The following is a 22416-nucleotide window of genomic DNA, read 5'->3' as shown; positions in this document are numbered from 1 at the left end:
GCCGTCTTGACAGCCGAACCCGCTGGCCGCAGTTTGTTGCTGATCGCGGAACGGGTTCCGTTGCGCGCAACGGCGGCGAAGGGGTGTCCAGATGTCTGGAGAAGTGCCTCGCGTGGTGCTCGTGGGGGCGGGGATCGTCGGCTGTGCGCTGGCCGACGAGCTCACCGAACGGGGCTTCACCGACGTCACGGTGCTGGACCAGGCGCAGGGCCTCGCCGCCGGCGGTTCGAGCAGCCACGCGCCGGGGCTGGTGTTCCAGACGAACCCCTGCCGCAGCATGACCGCCTTCGCCCGCTACACGGTCGAGAAGTACACCGCGCTGGGGTGCTTCGACCAGATCGGCGGGCTGGAGATCGCCACGACCGAGGCCCGGCTGGCGGATCTGGCGCGGCGGCACGGCTGGGCCACGTCCTGGGGTGTGGAGAGCCGGCTCATCGGGCCGGACGAGGTGGCGCGGCTGCACCCGTTGCTGGACCGCGAGCAGGTCCTGGGCGGGTTCCTGATCCCGAGCGACGGCCTCGCGAAGCCCGTGCTGGCGGCGGAGGTCCAGGCGCAGCGGGCGATCGCGCGGGGTGCGCGGTTCGTGTTCGGGCAGAAGGTCGTCGCGGTGGAGACCGCCGGGGACCGGGTCACCGGGGTGCGGACCGAGGCTGACACCTTTCCCGCCGACATCGTCGTGTCGTGCGCCGGGATGTGGGGGCCGGTGCTGGGGGAGATGGTCGGGCTGACCGTCCCGCTGGTGCCGATGGCGCACCAGTACGCGTTCACCGGGAACCTGCCGGGGGTCGACGCGGAAGCGCTGGCGCGGCAACCCATTCTCCGGCACCAGGAGGCGGATCTCTATTTCCGTGCGCATGGTGAGGCGCTGGGGATCGGGGCGTACGGACACCGGCCCATGCCGATCGCCGCTCGCGACATCACCTCGTCGGAGCTGCCGTTCACCAAGGAGGACTTCGAGGCGTCGTGGGAGTCGGCCGTCGAGCTGATCCCGGCGCTGGCGGAGGCAGGGGTGGACCGCGGGTTCAACGGGCTGTTCTCGTTCACCAGCGACGGGATGCCGTTGCTCGGGGAACACCCGCGGCTGCACGGGTTCTGGGTCGCGGAGGCCGTGTGGATCACGCACTCCGCCGGTGTGGCCAGGTCGATGGCCGAGTGGATCGTCGACGGGCAGCCGGAGCTGGACCTGCACTCCAGCGACCTCAACCGGTTCGAGCAGGTGCAGCTGGCGCCGGACTACGTGCTGGAGCGCAGCTGCCAGAACTTCGTCGAGGTCTACGACGTGCTGCACCCGTTGCAGCCCATGGAGAGCCCGCGGCCGATCAGGACGAGTCCGTTCCACTCCAGGCAACAGGAGCTCGGCGCGTTCTTCCTGGAGGCGTACGGGTGGGAGCGGCCGCACTGGTACGAGGCCAACGCGAGCCTGCCCGAGGTGGCCGAGGTGCCGCCGCGCAACGAGTGGGCGAGCCGGTACTGGTCGCCGATCTGCGGGGCCGAGGCGCTGGTGACGCGCAAGCGCGTCGCGATGTTCGACATGACGCCGTTGAAGCGGCTGGAGGTCGGCGGGCCGGGGGCGCTGGAGTTCTTGCAGCGCATGACGACCAACAACCTCAACCGCAAGCCCGGCGCGGTGGTCTACACGCTGCTGCTCGACGAGCGGGGCGGGGTCCGCAGCGACCTCACGATCGCCCGGCTGGACCAGAACACCTTCCAGGTCGGCGCGAACGGCAACCTCGACCTCGACTGGCTCACCAGGCACGCGCCGGACGACGTCCAGGTCAGGGACATCACGGCCGGTACCTGCTGCATCGGTTTGTGGGGACCGAAAGCCCGTGACCTCGTCGAGGGCGTTCCCACGACGCTGGACACGCGGAAGGGCTACTTCACGGCGCAGCGGGCGTTCATCAAGAACGTTCCGGTGACGGCGCTGCGACTGTCCTATGTGGGCGAACTCGGCTGGGAGCTCTACACCACCGCGGACCTCGGCCTGAAGCTGTGGGACACGCTGTGGGAGGCCGGGCAGGAGCACGGCGTGATCGCGGCCGGGCGCGGGGCGTTCGCCAGCCTGCGGCTCGAGAAGGGCTACCGGTCGTGGGGCACCGACCTGACCGACGAGCACGACCCGTTCGAGGCCGGGCTCGGGTTCGCGGTCCGCACGGACAAGGACTTCCTGGGCAAGGACGCGCTCGCCGGTCGCACGTCGGACAAGAAGCTCACCTGCCTCACGATCGACGACCCGTGGCAGGTCGTGATGGGCAGCGAACCCGTGTTCCACCAAGGGGAACCGGTCGGGTACGTCACGAGTGCGGCGTACGGGTACACGACCGGTCTCAACATCGCCTACGCGTGGCTGCCGACCGGCGTCGACGAGGTGGAGATCGAGTACTTCGGCGAGCGCGTCACGGCACGCGTGGCGCAGGAGCCGTTGTTCGACCCCGAGATGAAGCGCCTCAGGGGCTGACGTGGCCCCAAAGATGTCCTACGACGCCATCGTCATCGGGCTCGGCGGCATGGGCGGTGCCGCCGCGTACCGGCTCGCCCAGCGCGGGAAGAGGGTGCTCGGGCTGGAGAGGTTCACGCCCGTGCACGCGCGGGGGTCGAGCCACGGCGGGTCGCGGATCACGCGGCAGGCCTACTTCGAGGATCCCGCGTACGTGCCGTTGTTGCTGCGGGCGCACGAGATGTGGGACCAGATCGAGCGCGACAGCGGTGAGCGGATCTTCCACCGCGTCGGCGGCGTGATCGTCGGCCCGCCCGAGTCGCGTGCGGTCAGCGGCAGCAGGGCCAGCGCCGAGCAGTGGGGCCTGAAGCACGAGCTGCTGGACGCCGCCGAGATCCGCAAACGCTTTCCCGCGATGCGTCCACGCGCGGACGAGATCGCGCTGTACGAGGAGGCGGCGGGGTTCGTCGTGCCGGAGAACGCGGTGCGGGCGCACCTGGAGCTGGCCGCGAAGGCGGGTGCCGAGCTGCACTTCGAGGAGCCCGTGCTGCATTGGGAAGAGGGCAGGGTGATCACGGTGCACGGCACGTACGAGGCCGAGCACGTCGTGGTGTGTCCCGGCGCGTGGGCCTCGGAACTGTTGGAGGACCTCCAAATCTCGTTCGAGGTCGAACGGCAGGTGCAGTTCTACTTCACCCCCGAGGACGACTTCACCGGCCACCCGGTCCACATCTGGGACCGCGCGGACGGCACCGAGTTCTACGGGTTCCCGGAGATCGACGGCGCGGTGAAGGTGGCGTTCCACAGCGGTGGCGCGATCTGCACGCCGGACACCGTCGACCGCACGGTGCACGACCACGAGGTGGAAGCCATCACGAACGCCACCCGGTCCGCGATGCCCGGCCTCGGCTCCTTCCAGCGCGCCGTCACCTGCATGTACACCAACACCGCGGATCACCACTTCGTGATCGCCCGACACCCGGCGCACGACAACGTGACCGTGGCGTGCGGCTTCTCGGGGCACGGCTTCAAGTTCGTGCCGGTCGTCGGCGAGATCCTCGCCGACCTCACGATCGACGGGGCCACGCGGCACCCGATCGCCCTTTTCGACCCTGCTCGCTTGAGAGGCGGAGCATGACCGGCAGCCTGATCTCCACCCTGGAGGGCCGTTACTACACCGACCAGGGGATCTTCGCGCAGGAACAAGCCAGCATCTTCGAGAAGATGTGGTTTTGCGCCGTCCGCTCGAGCGACCTCGCGAACCCCGGCGACTTCCGCACCGTGCAGGTCGGGCGGGAAAGCGTGCTCATCGCCCGCGATCGCAACGGCGGCCTGAACGCGTTCCTCAACGTCTGCCGGCACCGCGGCGCGCGCATCTGCGTCGACGAGGCGGGCAGCGTCAAGCGGGCGTTCCAGTGCCCGTACCACGCGTGGACCTACGCGTTGGACGGCAAGCTGATCGCCGCGCCGAACCTCACCTCGATGCCGGATGTCGACCGCGTGGAATACGGGCTGACGAAAGTCCATCTCAGAGAATGGCTCGGCTACGCCTGGGTGTGCCTCGCCGATGAACCGCCGAGCTTCGAGGACGACGTGCTGCACGCCGTGACGGAACGCCTCGGCTCGCTGGACGCCATCGACGGCTACGAGATCGACCAGTTGTCTGTGGGCAAACGAATCGTCTACGACGTCAAGGCCAACTGGAAGCTGATCATCGAGAACTTCATGGAGTGCTACCACTGCGCGACGATCCACCCCGAGCTCACCGAGGTGCTGCCCGAGTTCGCCGACGGCTACGCGGCCCAGTACTACGTCGGGCACGGCGCGGAGTTCGGCGACGAGATCAAGGGCTTCACCGTCGACGGCGGCGAGGGCTTCGGAAAACTTGCGGCGCTTGAGGAAGACCGCGACCGGAAGTACTACGCGATCACGATCAAGCCGCAGGTTTTCGTCAACCTCGTGCCGGACCACGTGATCCTGCACCGCATGTACCCGGTGGCGGTCGATCGCACGATCGTCGAGTGCGATTGGCTCTACGCCAAGGAAGTGGTCGACACCGGGCGTGACGTCTCTCGCTCGGTAGAGCTGTTCCACCGGGTGAACGAGCAGGACTTCGAAGCATGCGAGCGTTGCCAGCCCGCGATGGCCTCACGCGCTTACGCGCGCGGCGGAGTGCTGGTGCCCTCGGAGCATCACATCGGCGGTTTCCACGAGTGGCTCGTCGGGAAACTGGATTCAGCCGACTAGGGGATCGACGCATCACCCGTGCACGCGAAAGCTTGCACGGGTGATGGAGCAGACGGACTTCTTGCTCCCGGACGGGGAGCTCGATCTCCTCCGCCGCATCCGGCAGCTGGCCGAGCGCGCGGAACGGACGGCGCACAACCGGTCCAACCTCGTTGGCCCGCCGCCGTCGCAGGAGCACCTGGACATCCTCGCGGAGATCAGGAAACTCACCGAGGAGATGTCCGTGAGCAGACGGGCCGAGGCGTTGCCCCGGCCAGCCAGACCTGCCGATGATCTCGTCGGTGAGAGGTGGTGACGGTCAGCGGCGCTGACCGCGCACCATCTTGACGAGACCCTTCATCGTCTCCTCGAGCCCCGAGCCGAACGGGTTGTCGTGCACCAGGTACGTCCACGTCGAGCTCGGGCGCTTCACCCCCGCGTCGGCGAGGTCGTAGCCGTCGTCGGTGATCTTGGCCGCCTCGTACTTGTCCTTGGCCAGCTCCCACGACTCCGGCACGATCTTGTTGAACGCCGGGATCGCCTCGCGGTGGAACTCGTCCAGCGGGTTCTGCCGTGCCAGCGCACGCAGGTGGATGCCCTCGCGCAGGTCTGACAGGAACGTCAGGTGGTGCGTCCACAGGTCGTCGAGGAAGAACAGCGTGATCTTGCGGGCGGCGTCGGCGGCCACCTCGTCGGACACGCCTTCCTTCTTGCCGAGCTTCTCCAGCGCGGCGTCCGTGCGCAGCACCACGTCGCGGTGCTGCAGCAGCAGGTCGCGCTGGTGCTCGATCAGCTTGTTGTAGCGCCACGTGTTGCGGTGGATCTCCAGGTTCACGCCCTCGGCGACGCGCTGCGCGTGCTCGAAGGTGTGCAGCAGGCCCTTGTCCCGCACGCGGCCGTCCTCGTCCACTTCGGACGGATCTTCCGCGTCCGGCGCGTACTGGGTGATCAGCTCGTCGTGCAGCGAGGAGAAGAACACCGAGCCGCCGGGGTCGCCCTGCCGGCCGGCGCGGCCGCGCAGCTGGTCGTCCAGGCGTGAGGACGAGTGCCGCCCGGTGCCGATCACGTACAGGCCGCCGAGCTCGGCGATCCGGTCGTGGTCCTCGCCCTCGTGCCCGCCCAGGCGGATGTCCGTACCGCGACCGGCCATCTGCGTCGAGACGGTGATGCGGCCGTACGAGCCGGCGTCGGCGATGATCGCCGCTTCCTCGGCGTCGTTCTTCGCGTTCAGCACCACGCACTCGAGCCCGGCGGCGCGCAGCTTGGACGAGATCCGCTCGGACTCCGCGACGTCGAGCGTGCCGACGAGGATCGGCCGTCCGGTCTCGTGGACGGTCTTGATCTCCTCGACGATCGCCTCCTCCTTCTGCTCCAGCGTCGCGTAGAGGCGGAAGTGCTCGTCTTCGCGGATGTTCTCCTTGTTCGGCGGGATCACGAGCACCTCGAGCTCGTAGAACTCGCGCAGCGTCTCCGCGACGGCGACGGCGGTACCGGTCATGCCGCACCGGGTCGGGTACCGCGACAGCAGGCCCTGCACCGTCATCGAGTCGAGGATCTCGCCCGACTCGGTCGTCTGCACGTTCTCCTTGGCCTCGACCGCGGCCTGCAGACCGTCCGGCCACCGCTGCAGCTTCGCGATGCGGCCGCGCGAGTCGTTGATCAGGTGCACCTTGCCGTCGCGCACGATGTAGTCGACGTCGCGGTGCAGCAGCACCTGCGCGTGCAGGGCGACGTTCACCTTCGACAGCGTGGAGGTGACGTGCTCCTGCGAGTAGAGGTCGATCTCGCCGAGCGCGCGCTCGACCGCCTCCGAGCCCGCGCCGGTGAGGAAGACGTTGCGCTCCTCGTCGTCGACCTCGTAGTGCAGGCCGTGGCGCAGGCGCTTCACGAGGTCCGCGATGACGGGGTCGGCGGCCTCGGCGCTGGTCGAGCCGGCCAGCACGAGCGGCACGCGGGCCTCGTCGACGAGCACCGAGTCGGCCTCGTCGATGAGCGCGACCTCCTGCTCGGGGACGATCAGGTCCTCCTGGCGCGTGACGATCCGGTCGCGCAGGATGTCGAAGCCGATCTCGCTCACCGGTGCGTACGTGACCTCGCACTGGTAGGCCTCGCGGCGCTCCTCGGTCTTCGAGCTGCCGTTGAGCCAGCCCACCGTGACGCCGAGCAGCCGGTACAGCGGCCCCATCCACTCCGCGTCGCGCTGCGCCAGGTAGTCGTTGACACTGACCACGTGGACGCGCTTGCCCTTGATCGCGAACCCGGCCGCGGCCATGGCGCCCGCGAGCGTCTTGCCCTCACCGGTGGCCATCTCGACGACGAGCCCGCTGAGCATGCCCAGCGCACCCAGCACCTGCACGTCGAACGGGCGCTGCCCGATGGCGCGCTCCGCCGCCTCCCGCGTGAGGGCCACGAGCTCGGTGTCGTCGTGCTCCTCACGCAGCTTCGCGGCGTGTGCCGTCAGCTCCTCGTCACTGAACGCTTTGAACGTGTCAGCGTGTTTCTCCACGTCCTTGAGCAGTGCCTGAAACGGGGCGAGGTCAACCGACGCCGGTTTCTGTGCGAACCGGCGCATCCGCTGCTTGAAGCGCGCCATGAGAGTGGTCACGACGCAGCAACGTACGGCATCGCCTCGGGGTTCCGCAGAGGTCTTGACAGTGAAGGCGTGATTTGTCCGGATTTTGCCGGATTTGTGCAGGTCAGCGATCGAACTCGGTCTCCCTGGATACCTTCTCCCAGAGCGCGATCTCGGCTTTGACGTCCTCGAGATGGGTGAGCACGGCGTCCACGGCGTCCCCGCCCAGCGGCAGCCTGAGCGGCGTCTCGGCGGCGTCCAGCGCGGTGAGGATGGCGGCGGCGGCCTTGTCCGGGTCGCCGGGCTGCTGGCCGTTGCCCGCAGTGATCATCTGCCGGGTCTTGCCGACCGAGTCCGCGTAGGTCTCGGTCTCCTTCGAGCCGCTGTAGCCGCTGAACAGGCTGGTGCGGAAGGAGCCGGGTTCGACGATCAGCACCTTGATCCCGAACGACTTCACCTCGTCGGCGAGGGCTTCGGAGAGGCCTTCGAGGGCGAACTTCGTGGCGCTGTACGCGCCGAAGCCCGCGAACGACAGCTGGCCGCCCATGCTGCTCAGCTGGACGATGGCACCCTCGCGGCGGGCGCGCATGTGGGGCAGGACCGCCCTCGTGAGCGCGGCCGGGCCGAACAGGTGGACCTCGAAGAGGTCGCGGAGCTCCTCGTCTGTCGTCTCCTCCACGGCGCCCACGTGCGTGCGGCCCGCGTTGTTGACGAGGACGTCGATGCGGCCGTGCTCCGCGATCACGTTGGCGACCGTCGTCCGGATGGCCTCGTGGTCGGTCACGTCGAGAGCGGCGGGGACGATGTGGCGCGGATGGGTGCGCACCAGGTCGTCCAGCGACTCGATGCGGCGTGCGGTGGCCACGACGAGATCGCCCGCTCCTACCGCCGCTTCCGCGATGGCCCGGCCGAAGCCGCTGTTGGCGCCGGTGATCAGCCACACCCTGTCGGCCACGTGTTCTCCCCTCGGTCAGCCGTGTGCTCCTGCGGGGAGTATTGCCGGTCGCGCCACGGGGTCAAACGACTATTGGCCTCACGCGTTTTCACCAGCAAGTACTGCCGCCCGGGTACTTCTCTGCTTGGCGGTTCACATCCACGCACAGCCCGAGGTAGCTCGAGTAGTCCTCGACCGAGCCGAGGTTCCCGTCTGCGGGTGGCTCGGCGTAGACGCCGGGTGCCAACTGCACGAGACTCGGAAGCTTTGAGTAGTAGGTGAACCTGGGATCGATCTGCGCAGCGTCAACGAGCCTCGGATACTCGCTGCTTGCCGTGGTGGTCACCGGTAGCGTTGTTGTCCTGAACGTTGTCGTGGTGCTGGTGGTCGTTGCTGGCGCGACGCCTGAAGGTGCTGAGGAGGGCCTGTCGTCCCCGTTCATCACGACGACGGCAATGCCGGCGCCGAGCGCTCCGGTCGCCAAGTACTCGGCAATGGTGACGGCGATACCAAGTCGTGGGTGCATCAGCCCGGCCTTCCTGACGGCGTCACGGTCACCGCTGCCTTTCGGCGCATGCCAACAGGGTGTTGCGCAGGTGGGCCTGACCGGATTCGGCCGGCCAGGCCCACCTGCAGGCGCAGATCAACCCACCCGGTGCGTCTCCGGGAGCTTGAGCGCCGAGAAAAGCGTGACCAGGCCCATCAGGCACAGGAACGCGGACACCGACATCGACGTGCCCGTCGCCCCGAGCAGCGCGGTCATGATGAACGGCGTGCCGCCGCTGACCAGGATCGACGCCAGCTGGTAGGCGAGCGAGGCGCCCGAGTACCGCACGTGCGGCTCGAACAGCTCACCCAGGTACGCGGCGATCGGGCCGTACACGAGAGAAGACGCGATGCCGCCGACCGTTGCAGCGACGAACAGCCACAGCAGCGAGGCCGTGTCCACGAGCAGGAAGTACGGGAACGCCCACACGACCAGGCCGATGGCGCCCGCGATGATCAGCGGACGGCGGCCGAGGCGGTCCGAGGCGTGGCCGGCCCAGAGGATCACCGGGATGCTCACGACCGACGAGAGCAGGCTGACGATCAGCACCGACTCGCGGGACAGGCCGAGCGTGGCGGTGGCGTAGGAGAGCACGCCCGCGATCGACACGTAGAAGATCGCGTTGGAGGCGAACATCAGGCCCGCGCCGAGCAGGATCGGCTTGCGGTGGGTGCGCAGGGCTTCCTTCAGCGGTGCGGGTGCCGGGGTGTCGGAGCGGCGTTCCTTCAGCTCGCGGAACACCGGGCTGTCCTCGACCTTGAGCTGGATGAAGAGGACGACCGGGAACAGCAACGCGCTCGCCAGGAACGGCACGCGCCAGCCCCAGGCCGCGAACGCCTCCTTGGACATCGTCGTGGTGGCCAGGATGAACGCCACGTTGCCCAGGAACACGCCGATCGGGACACCGGCCTGACCGAACGTGCCCGCGAAGCCTCGTTTGCCCGCGCCGGCCGACTCGGTGAGCAGCAGGACCACGCCGCCCCACTGGCCGCCCACCGCGATGCCCTGCAGGAAGCGCAGCAGGACGAGCAGAAGCGGTGCGCCGACGCCGATGGTGCCGGACGTCGGCAGCAGGCCGATCAGGAACGTCGCGGCGGCCATCAGCGCCAGGCAGATGACGAGAGCGGGCTTGCGGCCGAACCTGTCGCCGACGTGGCCGAAGACCAGGCCGCCGATGGGACGGGCGATGAAGCCCGCCCAGAACGTGCTGAAGGACAACAGCAGGCCGACGATCGGGGTGGCCTCGGGGAAGAACAGCTTGGGAAACACGAGTGCCGCAGCGGTTGCGTAGATGAAAAAGTCGTACCACTCGATACTGCTGCCGACGAGTCCGGCCGCCATGAGCCTGCGCAGGGTGTTCTTCTCCGGGGCAACACTGACCACGGGGTCTCCTTCACCAGGTGTCGATGTACGGGCGTTTCTTCCCTTGGGGGCGGGAAGTTGCGGGGGCGAGCGCGGTGGCGATCCAGCGGCGGGTGTCGGCCGGGTCGATCACGTCGTCGATCTCGAAGACACTGGCGACGTTCAGCGCTTTGCCGTGTTCGTACGCTGCGGCGACCATTTGCTCGTAGCGTTGCTTGCGTTCGGTTTCGTCTTGGATGGCGTCCAGCTCGCGTTTGAAGCCGAGTTTCACGGCGCCTTCGAGGCCCATCGGGCCGAACTCGCCGGTGGGCCAGGAGATGGCGAACTGGGGGACCTTGAGGCTGCCCGCGGCCATCGCCTGGGCGCCGAGACCGTAGGCCTTGCGGAGCACGACGAGTCCGAAGGGGACGGTGATGTTGGCGCCCGTCACGACCATGCGGGTCAAGTGGCGGACGGTGGCGGTGCGCTCGGCGTCGGGGCCGACCATGAAGCCCGGGGTGTCGCACAGCGAGACGACGGGCAGGTCGAAGGCGTCTGCCAGCTGGAGGAAGCGGGCGCACTTGTCGGCGGCGTCGGCGTCGATCGCGCCGCCCAGGACGTTCGGGTCGTTGGCGATCAACGCGATGGGGCGGCCTTCGACGCGGATCAGGGCGGTGACGACGGCCTTGCCGAAGCCCTTGCGGAGTTCCAGGACCGAGTCGGTGTCGGCGAGGGTGTCGATGACCGTGCGGATGTTGTAGGCGCGGAGGCGGTTCTCCGGGATGGCGTGGCGGAGGAGGCGCTGGTCCGCGCACGACCAGTCGGTCGTCGAGCCCTGGAAGTAGGAGAGGTACTTCTTGGCGACGGCGACGGCTTCTTCCTCGGACGCCACGGCGATGTCGACGACACCGTTCGGGATCTGGACGTCGAGCGGGCCGATGTCCTCCGGGCGGAACGTGCCGAGGCCGCCTCCCTCGATCATCGCCGGGCCGCCCATGCCGATGTTCGCGCCCTCCACCGCGATGATCACGTCGCACGTGCCGAGCAGCACCGCGTTGCCCGCGAAGCACCGGCCAGCGACCACGCCGACCAGCGGCACCTGGCCGCTCAGCGAGGCGAACGCGTGGAACGAGCCGCAGTCGAGTCCGCTGACCATGCTGTGGTCGGTGTCGCCCGGCCGGCCGCCGCCACCCTCGGCGAACAGCACCACGGGCAGGTTCTCCTGCTGTGCCAGCGCGAACAACCTGTCCTTCTTCTGGTGGTTGCGCACGCCCTGGGTGCCGGCGAGCACCGCGTAGTCGTAGGACATCGCGACGATCCGCTGGCCGTTGACGACGCCGATGCCTGCCACCATGCCGTCGGCGGGAGTGCGTTCGATGAGTTCGGAAAGCGAGCGGCGTTGGCGTTGGGCGGCGATCGCCAGGCCGCCGTACTCGACGAAGGACGAGCAGAGGTCCGCGATGTTCTCGCGCGCGGTCCGGCCACCGGCGGCGTGGCGCCGCGCGGCCGCCTCCGGGCGGTCGAACCGATGCCGTTCGAGCACCTCGGCCAAATCCGGGCGAACGAGATCAGGATCGACCTCGACGGTGTCCTCAGTGGACTCACCGGAGCCGGAGGCGAGCAGCTGTCCCTCGGCCACCGTGTCGCCGACCGACACCAGGACGTCACCGGACACCCGGACGACGTGCTGCATCTTCATCGCTTCCAGCACCACGGAGTCCGCGGAGACGGACACCACCGTGCCCGTCAGGGGCGCCCGCATGCCCTCGGGAGCCTCGTCGACCACGAAGTCGGTCGTGGCGCCCACGATGTCGCGAGCCAGCAAGGACTTCAGGAACTCCAGGTTCGTGGAGACGCCCTCGATCCGGAACTCGCGCAACGCCCGCCGCGCCCGGTTCAGCGCCACGTCCAGGTCCTCGCCCTGCACCACGAGTTTCGCCAGCAACCCGTCGTAGCGCGTCCCGACCCGGTAGCCGACGTATCCGTGCGTGTCGACGCGAACGCCAGGCCCGGAAGGCAACACGAACGACGACAGCACGCCACCGGACGTCTGGTTCACGCGCACCTGCACGGCCGCACCGCGATCAGCAGGCGTGTAGTCGACGTCGCCGCCCCACGCCAGCAGGAGCTGCGTGCGCACGAGGTCCACACCGGACACCATCTCGGTCACGGTGTGCTCGACCTGCAGCCGGGGGTTGACCTCCAGGAACGCGAAGGAGTCGCCGGACACCAGGAACTCGACGGTGCCGACGCCGGTGTAGCCGACCGAGGACGCGAGCGTCCCGGCCGCCTCGTGCAGTGCCTTGCGCAATGCGGGATCCAGCAGCGGTGCCGGGGCGATCTCGACGACCTTCTGGTGACGCAGCTGCAGCGAGCAGTCGCGGTCGCCGATCACCGTGGTGCCGACGAGCTGGACCTCGATGTGCCGGGCGGAGGGCAGCAACCGTTCGAAGTAGACGTCACCGTTTCCGAACGCCGCCAACGCCTCCGCCCGGCACGCCTCGACGGCGTTGTCGAGGTCCTCCGGCGCGTACACCGCGCGCATGCCCTTGCCGCCACCACCGGCGACCGCCTTGACCATCACGGGGAACTCGCCCGGCGCCGCGTCCAGCACGGGAATTCCCAGGGATGCGGCCAGCGATCGTGCGCGTCGCTTGTCGCCCAACAGTTCCAGCACATCGGCGGAAGGACCGACGAACGCCAGCCCGCGCTCGGCGCACGCCCGTGCGAACGCGGCGTTCTCCGAGAGGAAACCCCAGCCCGGATGCACGGCCTGACACCCCTCGGCCGCGTCGAGAAGCTGATCCACGTCCAGGTACGGCGAGTCTCCACGCAGCGCGACCGCGCGGTCCGCGAGCGTCACGTGCAGGGCGGAAGCGTCGTCCTCCGCGTACACCGCCACGGTGCGAATGCCCAGGTCAGCTGCCGCGCGCAACACGCGAACAGCGACCTCACCCCGGTTGGCGACGAGCAGCACGGCAATCCTCCTGAGCGACCGCTTAGTATGTGACGGCGGTCGCATGCTGCCATCTGAAGTCAACGGAAGTCCATACGGAACCGATCTGGGTGGTGAGGCGTCAACGGAACACTTCGCCGCAAACGGGCGATTCAGTTGGCAGACTTCCCCGCAGTTGCGAGTGGCTCAGGAGGCCGCAGTGGTGTTCAAGAGGATGTTGCGCGCGTTCGGCGTGGGCGGGCCGACTGTCGACACGGTGCTGACCAACCCGAACGTCCGGCCGGGCGAGGTGCTCTCCGGTGAGGTGCGCATCGCCGGCGGCGACCACCCCGCCGAGATCGACCACGTCACCCTGGCGCTGCTCACCCGCGTCGAGGTCGAGAGCGGCGACAACGAGTACAACACCAACATGGAGTTCCACAAGTTCTCCGTGGGACAGCGCATCCTCGCCCAGCCGCACCAGAACCTCACGCTGCCGTTCCAGATCCCGGTGCCGTTCGAGTGCCCGCTCAACGTCGTGGGCGGCACGCAGCTGCACGGCATGCAGCTGGGCCTGCGCACCGAGCTCGAGGTCCGCGGCGCCGTCGACCCCGGCGACCTCGACCCGATCTGGGTGCACCCGCTGCCGTCGCAGGACGCGGTGCTGCAGGCGTTCGGGCACATGGGTTTCCGCTTCACCAAGGCGGACAACGAGCGCGGCCGCATCTACGGCGTGCCGCAGCAGCTGCCGTTCTACCAGGAGATCGAGTTCTACCCGCCGCCGCAGTTCGCCGGTCGCCTCAAGCAGGTCGAGCTGACGTTCGTCACGACGCCGAGCGAGCTCCACGTGGTCCTGGAGGCCGACAAGCGCGCCGGGCTGCTCCGTGCGGGCGGTGACGCCTACGGCCGTTTCGCGGTGTCGCACCAGCAGGCGATCGGCACCGACTGGACCGCCACGATCAACCAGTGGATGAGCCAGGTCTCCGGCAGCCGCTGGTAGTTCTTCGAGCTGCGGACGGTGACGAGTGACGGGATGATTTTCTCCGGAGGTTTCCGGGTATGTGTCCCGGGAACGGACTTCAGGAGGCGACCGTGACCATCGAGAGCATTCTCGGAGCACTCGTCATCGGCCTGATCTTGGGCTTCCTCGGCAAGCTCTTCGCGCCGGGCAGGCAGGCCATCCCGATCTGGCTGACCCTGCTGGTCGGCATCGCGGCCGCGTTCATCGGGTCGTGGATCGCGCGGCTGCTCGGCGTGCAGGACACGCCCGGCATCGACTGGATCGAGGTGATCGTCCAGATCGTGGTCGCGGCGATCGGCGTCTCGGTCGTGGCCGGGATGTACGGCCGCAAGTCGGTCAGTTAGCCGGACGGACCATCCTCAGGACGAGATCGGCGTACAGGGCGCCGATCTCGTCCGGGGTCCGCTTTCCTCCCGGCTGGTACCAGCGCGCGACGTCGATGCACAGCGACAGGACGGCGAGCGTCGCGCCCTTCAGGTCCGGCACGTCGAACACGCCCTCCGCGACGCCGTCCGCGATGAACGACCGCATCTGCTTCTCGATGCCCCGGCGCAGCTCCGCCACCTCCGCGTGGTGCTCAGGGGTGAGCGCGCCGAGCTCGTACTGGACCACCCGCGCCGTCGTGTGAAACTCCGCGTGCCAGCCCGCGAACGCCTTCACCGCGTTGCGCAGCCGTTCGACCGGGTCCGCCCCCGTGATCGAGGACAGCAGCTTCAGCGACGTCTCGTGGCCCACGAGCGAGATGTTGAAGAGAAGTTCCTCTTTGGACCGGTAGTGGATGTACACGGCCGCCGGTGACATTCCCGCCAGGGAAGCGATGTCACGGGTCGTCGTGGCGTGATATCCCTTGCCCGCGAACGCGTGCGCGGCGGCGATGAGCATGCGGCGGGCGGCGTCCGGGGTGACCGAGCGCCACGTCTCGTCGAGCAGCGCGAACTCGTCCAGTCCGGTCGTCGTCATCGGGCCGCTCCTCGCGTGTTGACAGGTGATGAATCGTACTGCACGCTAAGCGGGCGCTTAGCGCTAAGCAACCGCTTAGTATGGAGGTAGTCGTGCAGCGGACGCTGTTCAACGAGGATCACGCCGCGTTCCGGGAGTCGGCGAAGGCGTTCGTCGAGCGCACGATCACGCCGAACGTCGAGAAGTTCATCGAGCAGCGCGTGATCGATCGCGATGTCTGGCTGGAGGCCGGTCGCCAGGGGCTGCTGGGCCTCGAGATTCCCGAGGAGTACGGCGGCAGCGGCGCGAACGACTACCGGTTCAACACCGTGTTCGCCGAGGAGCTGTGCCGGGTCAACGCGGCGGTCGCGTCGTCGCTGGGCATCCACGGCGACGTCGTGGCGCCGTACCTCGTGGACCTGTGCACCGAGGAGCAGAAGCAGCGCTGGCTGCCAGGCATGTGCACCGGCGAGATCAAGACCGGCATCGCGATGACCGAGCCCTCCGGTGGCTCCGACCTCGCGGCGCTGAAGACCAACGCCGTGCGTGACGGTGACGACTGGATCCTCAACGGCTCCAAGACGTTCATCACCAACGGCTACACCGCCGACATGATCGTCGTGGCCGCCCGGACCGACCCGGAGAAGGGCGCCAAGGGCATCACGCTGTTCGCCGTCGAGACCGGCATGCCCGGCTTCGAGCGCGGCCGCAAGCTCGACAAGGTCGGCCAGCACCCGTCCGACACCGCGGAGCTGTTCTTCTCCGACGTGCGCCTGCCGGCCGCGAACGTGATCGGCGAGGTCGACAAGGGCTTCATCTACATGATGGAACGCCTGCCGCAGGAGCGGATCGGTGCCGCCATCTCGAACCTCGCGCACGCGCAGGGCGTCTTCGACGAGACGCTCGAGTACGTGAAGGAGCGCAAGGCGTTCGGGCAGCCGATCGGCAAGTTCCAGCACAACAAGTTCCTGCTGTCGGAGCTGCGCACCAAGCTCGACGTCACGCAGGCGTTCGTCGACACCCTGACCATGCAGCACGTGCGCGGTGAGCTGACCTCCGTCGAGGCGGCGCAGGCGAAGTACTGGAGCGCCGAGGTCGAGAACGACGTCATCGACGCCTGCGTGCAGCTGCACGGCGGCTACGGCTACATGACCGAGTACCGCGTCGCCCGCGCCTGGATGGACGCCCGCGTCACGAAGATCTGGGCGGGCTCCAACGAGATCATGAAGGAACTCATCGGCCGCGACCTGGGCCTGTAAGGGGTGTTCCATGGCTGAAGCAGTCATCGTTTCCACCGCCCGGTCGCCGATCGGCCGTGCCCGCAAGGGATCGCTCGTCTCGCTGCGGCCGGACGACCTGGCCGCGCAGGTGATTTCCGCGGCGTTGCAGGACATTCCGGCCACCGAGATCACCGACCTGCACCTCGGATGCGCCGAGCCGCAGGACGAACACGGCCAGAACATCGCGCGGCGCGTCGCCGTGCAGCTCGGGTACGACACCCTGCCCGGCACGACCGTGAACCGGTTCTGCGCCTCGTCGGTGCAGACCGCGCGCATGGCCTTCCACGCCATCAAGGCGGGGGAGGGGCACGCGTTCATCTCGGCCGGTGTCGAGTGCGTCTCCCGGTACATGCACTCCGGTGTGCCGTCGTTCAACCCGTTGTTCGACGAGGCGCAGCAGCGGACGTTGGACACGGCCGCGTCCAACGCTCCGTGGACCGACCCGCGGCTCGACGGCAAGCTGCCCGACTACTACATCGCGATGGGGCAGACCGCCGAGAACGTCGCGACGCAGCTGGGCATCTCGCGGCACGACCAGGACGAGTTCGGTGTGCGGTCGCAGAACCTCGCGGAGAAGGCGATCGCGGACGGGTTCTTCGCCCGCGAGATCACGCCCGTGACGCTGCCGGACGGAACGGTCGTCTCGACGGACGACGGTCCCCGTGCTGGCGTCACCTACGAGGCCGTCTCCGCGCTGAAGCCGTCGTTCCGGCCCGAGGGCACGGTCACGCCCGGCAACTGCTGCCCGCTCAACGACGGCGCCGCCGCTGTGGTGATCATGAGCGACGTGCGGGCTCGCGAGCTGGGGCTGACCCCGTTGGCGCGCATCGTGTCCACGGGAGTTTCCGGGCTCTCGCCGGAGATCATGGGTCTCGGCCCGGTCGATGCGACCAAGCAGGCGCTGGCCCACGCCGGTCTGTCCATTTCGGACATCGACCTGGTGGAGATCAACGAGGCGTTCGCGGTGCAGGTGCTCGGCAGCCAGCGGCAGCTGGGCATCGACATCGACAGGCTGAACGTGCACGGTGGTGCCATCGCCCTCGGGCACCCGTTCGGCTCGACCGGCGCGCGGATCATGACGACGCTGATCAACGGCATGCAGGCCCGCGACGCCCAGTTCGGCCTCGAGACGATGTGCGTCGGCGGCGGTCAGGGCATGGCGATCATCCTGGAAAGGCTTTCGTAGTGAGCATCCTCGACAAGTTCCGGCTGGACGGGAAGGTCGCGATCGTCACGGGCGCGTCCTCCGGCCTCGGCGTGGCGTTCGCGAAGGGCCTCGCGGAGGCGGGCGCGGACGTCGTGCTGGCGGCCCGTCGTGCGGACAAGCTGAAGGACACGGCGGCGCTGGTCGAGGCGGCCGGTCGTCGTGCCCTCGTGGTGCAGGCGGACGTGTCGCAGCCCGACGACTGCCGTGAGGTGGCGCGGGCGGCCGCCGAGTTCGGCACGGTGGCGGTCCTGGTGAACAACGCGGGCGTCGCGTCCGCGGTGCCGGCCTCGCGCGAGACGCCGGAGGAGTTCCTCGGCGTCATGGACGTGAACCTCAACGGCGCGTACTGGATGGCGCAGGCCGCGGCTTCCGTCATGAAGTCCGGCGGGTCGATCATCAACATCTCCAGCGTTCTCGGGCTCGTGACCGGTGGAATTCCGCAGGCCGCGTACTCGGCGTCCAAGGCCGGTCTGCTGGGCCTGACGCGTGACCTGGCGCAGCAGTGGACCGGGCGCAAGGGCATCCGCGTCAACGCGATCTGCCCCGGGTTCTTCTCCTCGGAGATGACCGACCAGTACCCGCCCGGCTACATGGAGAAGATGCAGGCGGCGCTGCCCGCCGGTCGCATCGGTGACCCCGAGGAGCTCGCCGCGGCCGTGGTGTTCCTGGCTTCTCCCGCCGGTGGTTACGTGACGGGTGAGACGCTCGTGGTCGACGGTGGAGCCGTCATCGTCTGATCGCTGGTCCGGGTCAGAGGTAGATGGCCAGGGCGACGGTGACCACCCAGGCGATGCCCAGGGACTGCAGGACGTGGTCGGAGCGGGCCAGGTCGTCCGGAGCGCCTGCTTTGCCGCTGTCGACGTCGACGGCGTAGCGGAGGACGGCGATCACGAACGGGACCATGGAGAGGGCGGCCCACGAACTGCCGGTGCGCTGGCCCAGCTCGAACGCCCACAGGCCGTAGGTCATGTTCATGACCGCGGCCGAGGTGGCCCACACGAACCGCAGGTAGGTCGCCGAGTACTTGGTCAGCGAGTGGCGGATCGCGGCGCCGGTGTCGTGGAAGAGCTTGATCTCCGCGTAGCGCTTGCCCGCCACGATGAACAGCGACCCGAACGCCGTCACGAGCAGGAACCACTGGCTGGGCGCGATGCCGGCGCCCAGACCGCCCGCGATGCTGCGCAGCAGGAAGCCCGAGGCGACCACGCACAGTTCGAGCACGGGCTGGTGCTTCAGGCCGAAGCAGTAGCCCAGCTGCACGGCCAGGTAGACGATCATGAGCACGAGCAGCTTCCAGCCCGCCACCGCGCCGACCGCCAGCGACGCGGCCATCAGCACACCTGCCGTGCCGATCGCGAGCGGCACGGGCACGATGCCCGCCGCGATCGGCCGGTCGCGCTTCTTCGGGTGGGCGCGGTCGGCTTCCGCGTCCTTCGCGTCGTTGATCAGGTACACCGCCGAGGCCGCGCAGCAGAACGCCACGAACGCCAGCGCGGCCGAGCGCAGCACGACGGTTTCGGTGATCCTGCTCGACGCGAACGGGGTGGCCAGCACGAGGACGTTCTTCGTCCACTGGTGTGGCCGGGCGGTCCTGATCAGTCCGCGGACCACCGACGGCCGGGTTTCCGTCGCCACGGTCATCGACGCCCCCACACCGCGCGGTGCACACCGCGGGCCACCGCGGCACCCAGCACGGCGCCGGCCAGCACGTCCGTCGGGTAGTGCACGCCCAGCACCAGCCTGCTGATCACCATGGGAGGCACCAGAAGCGGCACCAGCGGCTGGTTGGTCAGCGCGCCGTAGGCGATCGCGGCGGCAGTGGTGGAGGTCGCGTGTGACGACGGGAAGCTCAGCTTGCTCGGGGTGCCCGCCAGCACCTGGACGTCCGCGTGGTGCGGGCGCCGGCGCCGGACCAGGCGCTTGACCACGATGGAGGTGGCGTGCGCGGCCACCACGGACGTGGCCGCGACCGTCCACTCCGGACGGCGCCGGCGGTCGACGAGCCAGCCCGCCACGCCCAGCGCCACCCAGCCCGCGCTGTGCTCGCCGAAGAAGGACAGCATCCGGGCCGCGCGCACCGCCGGTGGTTTCGCGAGCGCCGTCTGCACAGCGACCAGCACCTCAGCTTCACGATCGCTCATCGGACGCCCTCCCAGCCCATGCGGGTCTGCCTGTCGTGGGTGATGGTGTACTGACCGGCCTCGTACCGCGGCTTGGTCTGGTACACCTGGATCGGATACGCGCCGGGGAAGTCCCGCAGCCGCGCCGGCAACGCGGTGACCTCCTGCGAGGAGAGGACGTCGCCGAACAGCGCGCCGCGCACGGGTTGCCACGTCGCGTCGCTCAGGCCGAGCCACTGCGTGTCGCCCCACTGCACCGCGTAGGAGATCGGCTCGATCACGCCGTCCTGGACGCGCGGCTGACGCTGGCAGGGGAACAGGAACGCGAACTGCCACGCCACCCCGACGGCCGCCTCACGCGGCAGGAACTCCCGCAACGGCACGTACTTCTGCGCGGCGGGCGCGGTGAACTCGCCCTCGCCGGTGAGCCGCACCTGCGTCGCGCCCTTCGGAGCCGGTGGCAGCACGAGGGTCCGCCGCAGCGTGCTGTCCACGTTGTCGGTGAGCACGCCGGTGCTGAGCACCTCCGCGTTCGACGTCGCGTACTCGTAGGTGACCGGCGTGGGTTTCCCGGTCACGACGGTCGCGATCTGGTCGATCTGGATCGCGAACCACCTGTCGCGCAACGGGGTCAGCGCCCGCGGTGTAGCCACCTCGATCGCGTCCGCCGCGACGCAGCGTTCGGCGAGCGGGTCCTGCACGCTCGCCGCCCACGGCGACCAGGTGTGCAGTGTCCGCGCCGTCGCGACCGCGAAACCGCCCACCAGGTAGGTGATGTTGGCCGCGAAGAACATCACGATCACCACCGGGATCGCGATGACCGGGGCGTAGGAGCCCTTGCCCCGCCGGTGCAGGACGAACGCCACGATCGCGATCAGCAGGAGCCACCAGTACGGCTTGTCGAACTTGAGCACCGACAGGTGCGGTGGCTCGCCGGCGAACGGCAGACCGAGGTGCCACGAGTACGGCCATTTGTTGGCTCCGTGCCCGGCCAGCCCGAGCATCGCGACGACGCTGACGACGCCGCCCAGCAGCACCGGTACCGGCACGCGGCGGTCGCTGGTCAGCTCACGGACCAACGGCACCGCGGACAGCAGCATCAACGCGATGAACACCGAGCCGATGCCGGCGAGGCTGCCGAAGTGGTGCGTCCACTTGCTGGGCGTGAACCACAGCAGGAAGAACGCGAACATCGTCGACCAGCCCGCCAGCGCGAGTCGCGGCGGCACGTCGACGCGGCGGGCCCGCGCGGCCGTGACCAGCACGACGAACCAGACCAGCGCGACGACGCACACCAGCACCGGCGCCCGCTTGGCGTAGTTCGCCATGGCGTCGCCCTGGTTCAGCAGGAACATCCAGCGGACGAACTCCGTGTACCAGGTCTCGGAACCCGCCATCCTCTTGAAGATCTCTTGCGCGTACAGGAAGTCGCGCAGGGTGCCGTCGCTGAACGCCATGATCATCGCGACCGCGCCGGGGGAGAGCACAGCGAGCGTCCTCGCCATGATCGTGCGCCGGCCCGCGTCCTTCGTCAGCAGCTTCCACGCGAACGGCAGGCCCGCCAGCAGTGGCGCGAGCGTCGTGAAACCGGTGGGGTGCGCGAAGAACCCGATACCCGCGACACCCACGGCCGCGCCGAGCAACGCGAGTCGCTGCCGCTCGACCGCGACCGTCACGGCCAGCAGCGTGAGCATGCCGCACATGGTGACGACGCCCTCGGGCCGCACACCCATGTCCAGCGGCAGCCACCACGCCAGGAACGCCGCACCCAGCACGACTCCGCTGAACTTGCCCGACACGTAACGACGTGCGGCGAACCACGTCACGAGTCCGAACAACAGTGCCGGGATGCGCAGCACGACCGGGGCGAAGCCGAAAACCTGCCACTTGGCCAGGAAGTAGTAGAACCAGGAGAACGGCGTGAAGCCCTGGTTGAGGATCTGGTAGTAGTTGCCGACATAGCCCTCGAACGGCACGTTCTTGGCCATCGCGCTGTAGTAGCCGTCGTCGTCGGACATCGGCGCCAGGAACACCCAGAGCACCATGATCGCGGGCACGACGAGGTCGACCGGACTCAGCCGCAACCGGAACCGGCCCGGCTCGCGGTGCACGCGACGATCCAGCAGCACGAGACAGGCGAAGGCGGTCGCCGCCGACAGCGCGAGCACCACCATCAGCACGATCTTGAGCGGTGCGGGACTCGTGCTGAACTGGTCGTCCACCCGGATCCGCGCGGACAGGTCGGGAGTGCTCAGGCTGGTGATCGAGGTCGCCAGCACGTGCACGTCCGGCATGGTCGCGGACCGGCCGATCTCCGTGCCGTCGCGCAGGATGCTCAGCCCGTCACGGTCGCCGCGGATCCCGTACGCGCAGTTGCCGGGAGGCACCGGCTCGTCCAGCGTGGCGACGCCGCTCACCAGCAGGCGACCGTTCTCCGCCTTCACCACGAGCCCGCGCGCCGGGTCCGCCGGCATGACGGTCGCGAACACGACGCCACCGGCGGCCTGCGCGGTGCGCACGGTTTCGCAGCCGAAGCGCACGTCCATCTCAAATGGACGGTAGGCGCTGAGTGCGAGCATCGAGGATCGCGGCGCGGACGCGTCCGCCGGCCAGTTGACGGTCGGATCGTTGATCGTCACGGGTGCGAGCGGCATCAGCGCCGACAACAGCACGGTGAGCGCGCCGGAAATGACAGCGACGGCGAGCAGCCGTCTCTTCTTCGGCACAGGCCCGGTGGTCGTAGCGGGCGCTTCGGGGGCGAGCGGAATCGTTTGTGTCGTCACGCGCCGTTGCCTTAGGGGTCGGTGGGTGAGGCGTCAGAAGCTAGCCACCGCCCGTTACCCGGAAAGACCGAGCG

At 68.8% G+C, this 22416-nt stretch carries 18 protein-coding genes; 9 read left to right on the top strand and 9 right to left on the bottom strand.

The window, feature by feature from the left end:
- The first annotated feature begins 91 nt into the window (after positions 1-91).
- The 4 genes from IEZ09_RS29610 to IEZ09_RS29595 are packed head-to-tail and all read left to right on the top strand — an operon-like array spanning position 92 to position 4979.
- Complete coding sequence (locus tag IEZ09_RS29610) at positions 92-2458, top strand: GcvT family protein (RefSeq protein WP_189257073.1); 2367 nt, start codon at positions 92-94, stop codon at positions 2456-2458.
- Position 2459: 1 nt separating this feature from the next.
- Entirely contained in the window at positions 2460-3575 is a 1116-nt protein-coding gene (gene solA, locus IEZ09_RS29605; RefSeq protein ID WP_308202435.1) for an N-methyl-L-tryptophan oxidase, read from the top strand.
- A complete protein-coding gene (locus IEZ09_RS29600; protein WP_189257072.1) occupies positions 3572-4684 on the top strand; it encodes an aromatic ring-hydroxylating oxygenase subunit alpha in 1113 nt (370 codons plus the stop codon). Before solA ends, IEZ09_RS29600 begins: the two co-directional genes overlap by 4 nt.
- A 43-nt stretch (positions 4685-4727) precedes the next feature.
- Positions 4728-4979, top strand: a complete 252-nt coding sequence (locus tag IEZ09_RS29595; RefSeq protein ID WP_189257104.1) for a hypothetical protein — start codon at positions 4728-4730, stop codon at positions 4977-4979.
- A 3-nt stretch (positions 4980-4982) separates the two neighbouring features.
- On the opposite strand, the gene secA2 is transcribed toward IEZ09_RS29595, so the two are convergent.
- From secA2 to IEZ09_RS29570, 5 genes are all read right to left on the bottom strand, one after another.
- Positions 4983-7268: an accessory Sec system translocase SecA2 gene (gene secA2, locus IEZ09_RS29590; protein ID WP_189257071.1), complete on the bottom strand. Its 2286-nt coding sequence runs from the start codon at positions 7266-7268 to the stop codon at positions 4983-4985.
- 91 nt (positions 7269-7359) lie between these two features.
- Entirely contained in the window at positions 7360-8190 is an 831-nt protein-coding gene (locus tag IEZ09_RS29585; protein WP_229813065.1) for an oxidoreductase, read from the bottom strand.
- An 88-nt stretch (positions 8191-8278) separates the two neighbouring features.
- Positions 8279-8695, bottom strand: a complete 417-nt coding sequence (locus tag IEZ09_RS29580) for a hypothetical protein (RefSeq protein ID WP_189257070.1) — start codon at positions 8693-8695, stop codon at positions 8279-8281.
- A 117-nt stretch (positions 8696-8812) separates the two neighbouring features.
- The gene (locus IEZ09_RS29575) at positions 8813-10099 is read right to left on the bottom strand and encodes an MFS transporter (protein ID WP_229813064.1); all 1287 of its coding nucleotides are present in this window, start codon (positions 10097-10099) and stop codon (positions 8813-8815) included.
- 10 nt (positions 10100-10109) lie between these two features.
- Positions 10110-13034 (bottom strand): carboxyl transferase domain-containing protein, encoded by a 2925-nt coding sequence (locus IEZ09_RS29570; protein WP_308202434.1) that lies wholly within the window; start codon positions 13032-13034, stop codon positions 10110-10112.
- A 178-nt stretch (positions 13035-13212) separates the two neighbouring features.
- Between IEZ09_RS29570 and IEZ09_RS29565 the strand changes: the two genes are divergently transcribed.
- Entirely contained in the window at positions 13213-13992 is a 780-nt protein-coding gene (locus IEZ09_RS29565; protein ID WP_229813063.1) for a sporulation protein, read from the top strand.
- A gap of 92 nt (positions 13993-14084) precedes the next feature.
- A complete protein-coding gene (locus tag IEZ09_RS29560) occupies positions 14085-14357 on the top strand; it encodes a GlsB/YeaQ/YmgE family stress response membrane protein (protein ID WP_189257068.1) in 273 nt (90 codons plus the stop codon).
- On the opposite strand, the gene IEZ09_RS29555 is transcribed toward IEZ09_RS29560, so the two are convergent.
- Complete coding sequence (locus tag IEZ09_RS29555; RefSeq protein ID WP_189257067.1) at positions 14350-14973, bottom strand: TetR/AcrR family transcriptional regulator; 624 nt, start codon at positions 14971-14973, stop codon at positions 14350-14352. The genes IEZ09_RS29560 and IEZ09_RS29555 overlap by 8 nt on opposite strands.
- A 92-nt stretch (positions 14974-15065) precedes the next feature.
- Here IEZ09_RS29555 and IEZ09_RS29550 point away from each other — a divergent pair, with 92 nt between their 5' ends.
- Genes IEZ09_RS29550 through IEZ09_RS29540 form a run of 3 tightly spaced genes read left to right on the top strand, consistent with a single transcriptional unit; the run spans position 15066 to position 18176 of the window.
- Positions 15066-16211 (top strand): acyl-CoA dehydrogenase family protein, encoded by a 1146-nt coding sequence (locus IEZ09_RS29550; protein ID WP_189257066.1) that lies wholly within the window; start codon positions 15066-15068, stop codon positions 16209-16211.
- A 10-nt stretch (positions 16212-16221) separates the two neighbouring features.
- Positions 16222-17418 carry an acetyl-CoA C-acetyltransferase gene (locus IEZ09_RS29545; RefSeq protein ID WP_189257065.1) on the top strand — a complete coding sequence of 399 codons (1197 nt, stop codon included), beginning with the start codon at positions 16222-16224 and terminating at the stop codon, positions 17416-17418.
- On the top strand, positions 17418-18176 hold the full coding sequence (locus IEZ09_RS29540; protein ID WP_189257064.1) for an SDR family NAD(P)-dependent oxidoreductase: 759 nt from the start codon (positions 17418-17420) through the stop codon (positions 18174-18176). The genes IEZ09_RS29545 and IEZ09_RS29540 overlap by 1 nt, the downstream gene beginning before the upstream one ends.
- 13 nt (positions 18177-18189) lie before the next feature.
- Here the strand turns inward: IEZ09_RS29540 and IEZ09_RS29535 are convergent, their stop codons facing one another.
- The 3 genes from IEZ09_RS29535 to IEZ09_RS29525 are packed head-to-tail and all read right to left on the bottom strand — an operon-like array spanning position 18190 to position 22285.
- Positions 18190-19080, bottom strand: a complete 891-nt coding sequence (locus IEZ09_RS29535; protein ID WP_189257063.1) for a decaprenyl-phosphate phosphoribosyltransferase — start codon at positions 19078-19080, stop codon at positions 18190-18192.
- Positions 19077-19580: a phosphatase PAP2 family protein gene (locus tag IEZ09_RS29530; protein ID WP_189257062.1), complete on the bottom strand. Its 504-nt coding sequence runs from the start codon at positions 19578-19580 to the stop codon at positions 19077-19079. The genes IEZ09_RS29535 and IEZ09_RS29530 overlap by 4 nt, the downstream gene beginning before the upstream one ends.
- Positions 19577-22285 (bottom strand): arabinosyltransferase domain-containing protein, encoded by a 2709-nt coding sequence (locus IEZ09_RS29525; protein ID WP_189257061.1) that lies wholly within the window; start codon positions 22283-22285, stop codon positions 19577-19579. Before IEZ09_RS29525 ends, IEZ09_RS29530 begins: the two co-directional genes overlap by 4 nt.
- Positions 22286-22416 lie beyond the last annotated feature (131 nt).

It is taken from the genome of Lentzea flava, assembly GCF_014648475.1.
Classification (GTDB): Bacteria; Actinomycetota; Actinomycetes; order Mycobacteriales; family Pseudonocardiaceae; genus Lentzea; species Lentzea flava.
This window is presented reverse-complemented; position numbering and strand designations above follow the sequence as displayed.

Excerpts from the sequence above, each read along its gene's own strand:
- IEZ09_RS29610 (WP_189257073.1), top strand. The coding sequence starts at position 92 with ATGTCTGGAGAAGTGCCTCGCGTGGTGCTCGTGGGGGCGGGGATCGTC.
- IEZ09_RS29600 (WP_189257072.1), top strand. The coding sequence starts at position 3,572 with ATGACCGGCAGCCTGATCTCCACCCTGGAGGGCCGTTACTACACCGAC.
- IEZ09_RS29595 (WP_189257104.1), top strand. The coding sequence starts at position 4,728 with ATGGAGCAGACGGACTTCTTGCTCCCGGACGGGGAGCTCGATCTCCTC.
- IEZ09_RS29580 (WP_189257070.1), bottom strand. The coding sequence starts at position 8,695 with ATGCACCCACGACTTGGTATCGCCGTCACCATTGCCGAGTACTTGGCG.
- IEZ09_RS29555 (WP_189257067.1), bottom strand. The coding sequence starts at position 14,973 with ATGACGACGACCGGACTGGACGAGTTCGCGCTGCTCGACGAGACGTGG.
- IEZ09_RS29545 (WP_189257065.1), top strand. The coding sequence starts at position 16,222 with ATGGCTGAAGCAGTCATCGTTTCCACCGCCCGGTCGCCGATCGGCCGT.
- IEZ09_RS29535 (WP_189257063.1), bottom strand. The coding sequence starts at position 19,080 with ATGACCGTGGCGACGGAAACCCGGCCGTCGGTGGTCCGCGGACTGATC.
- IEZ09_RS29530 (WP_189257062.1), bottom strand. The coding sequence starts at position 19,580 with ATGAGCGATCGTGAAGCTGAGGTGCTGGTCGCTGTGCAGACGGCGCTC.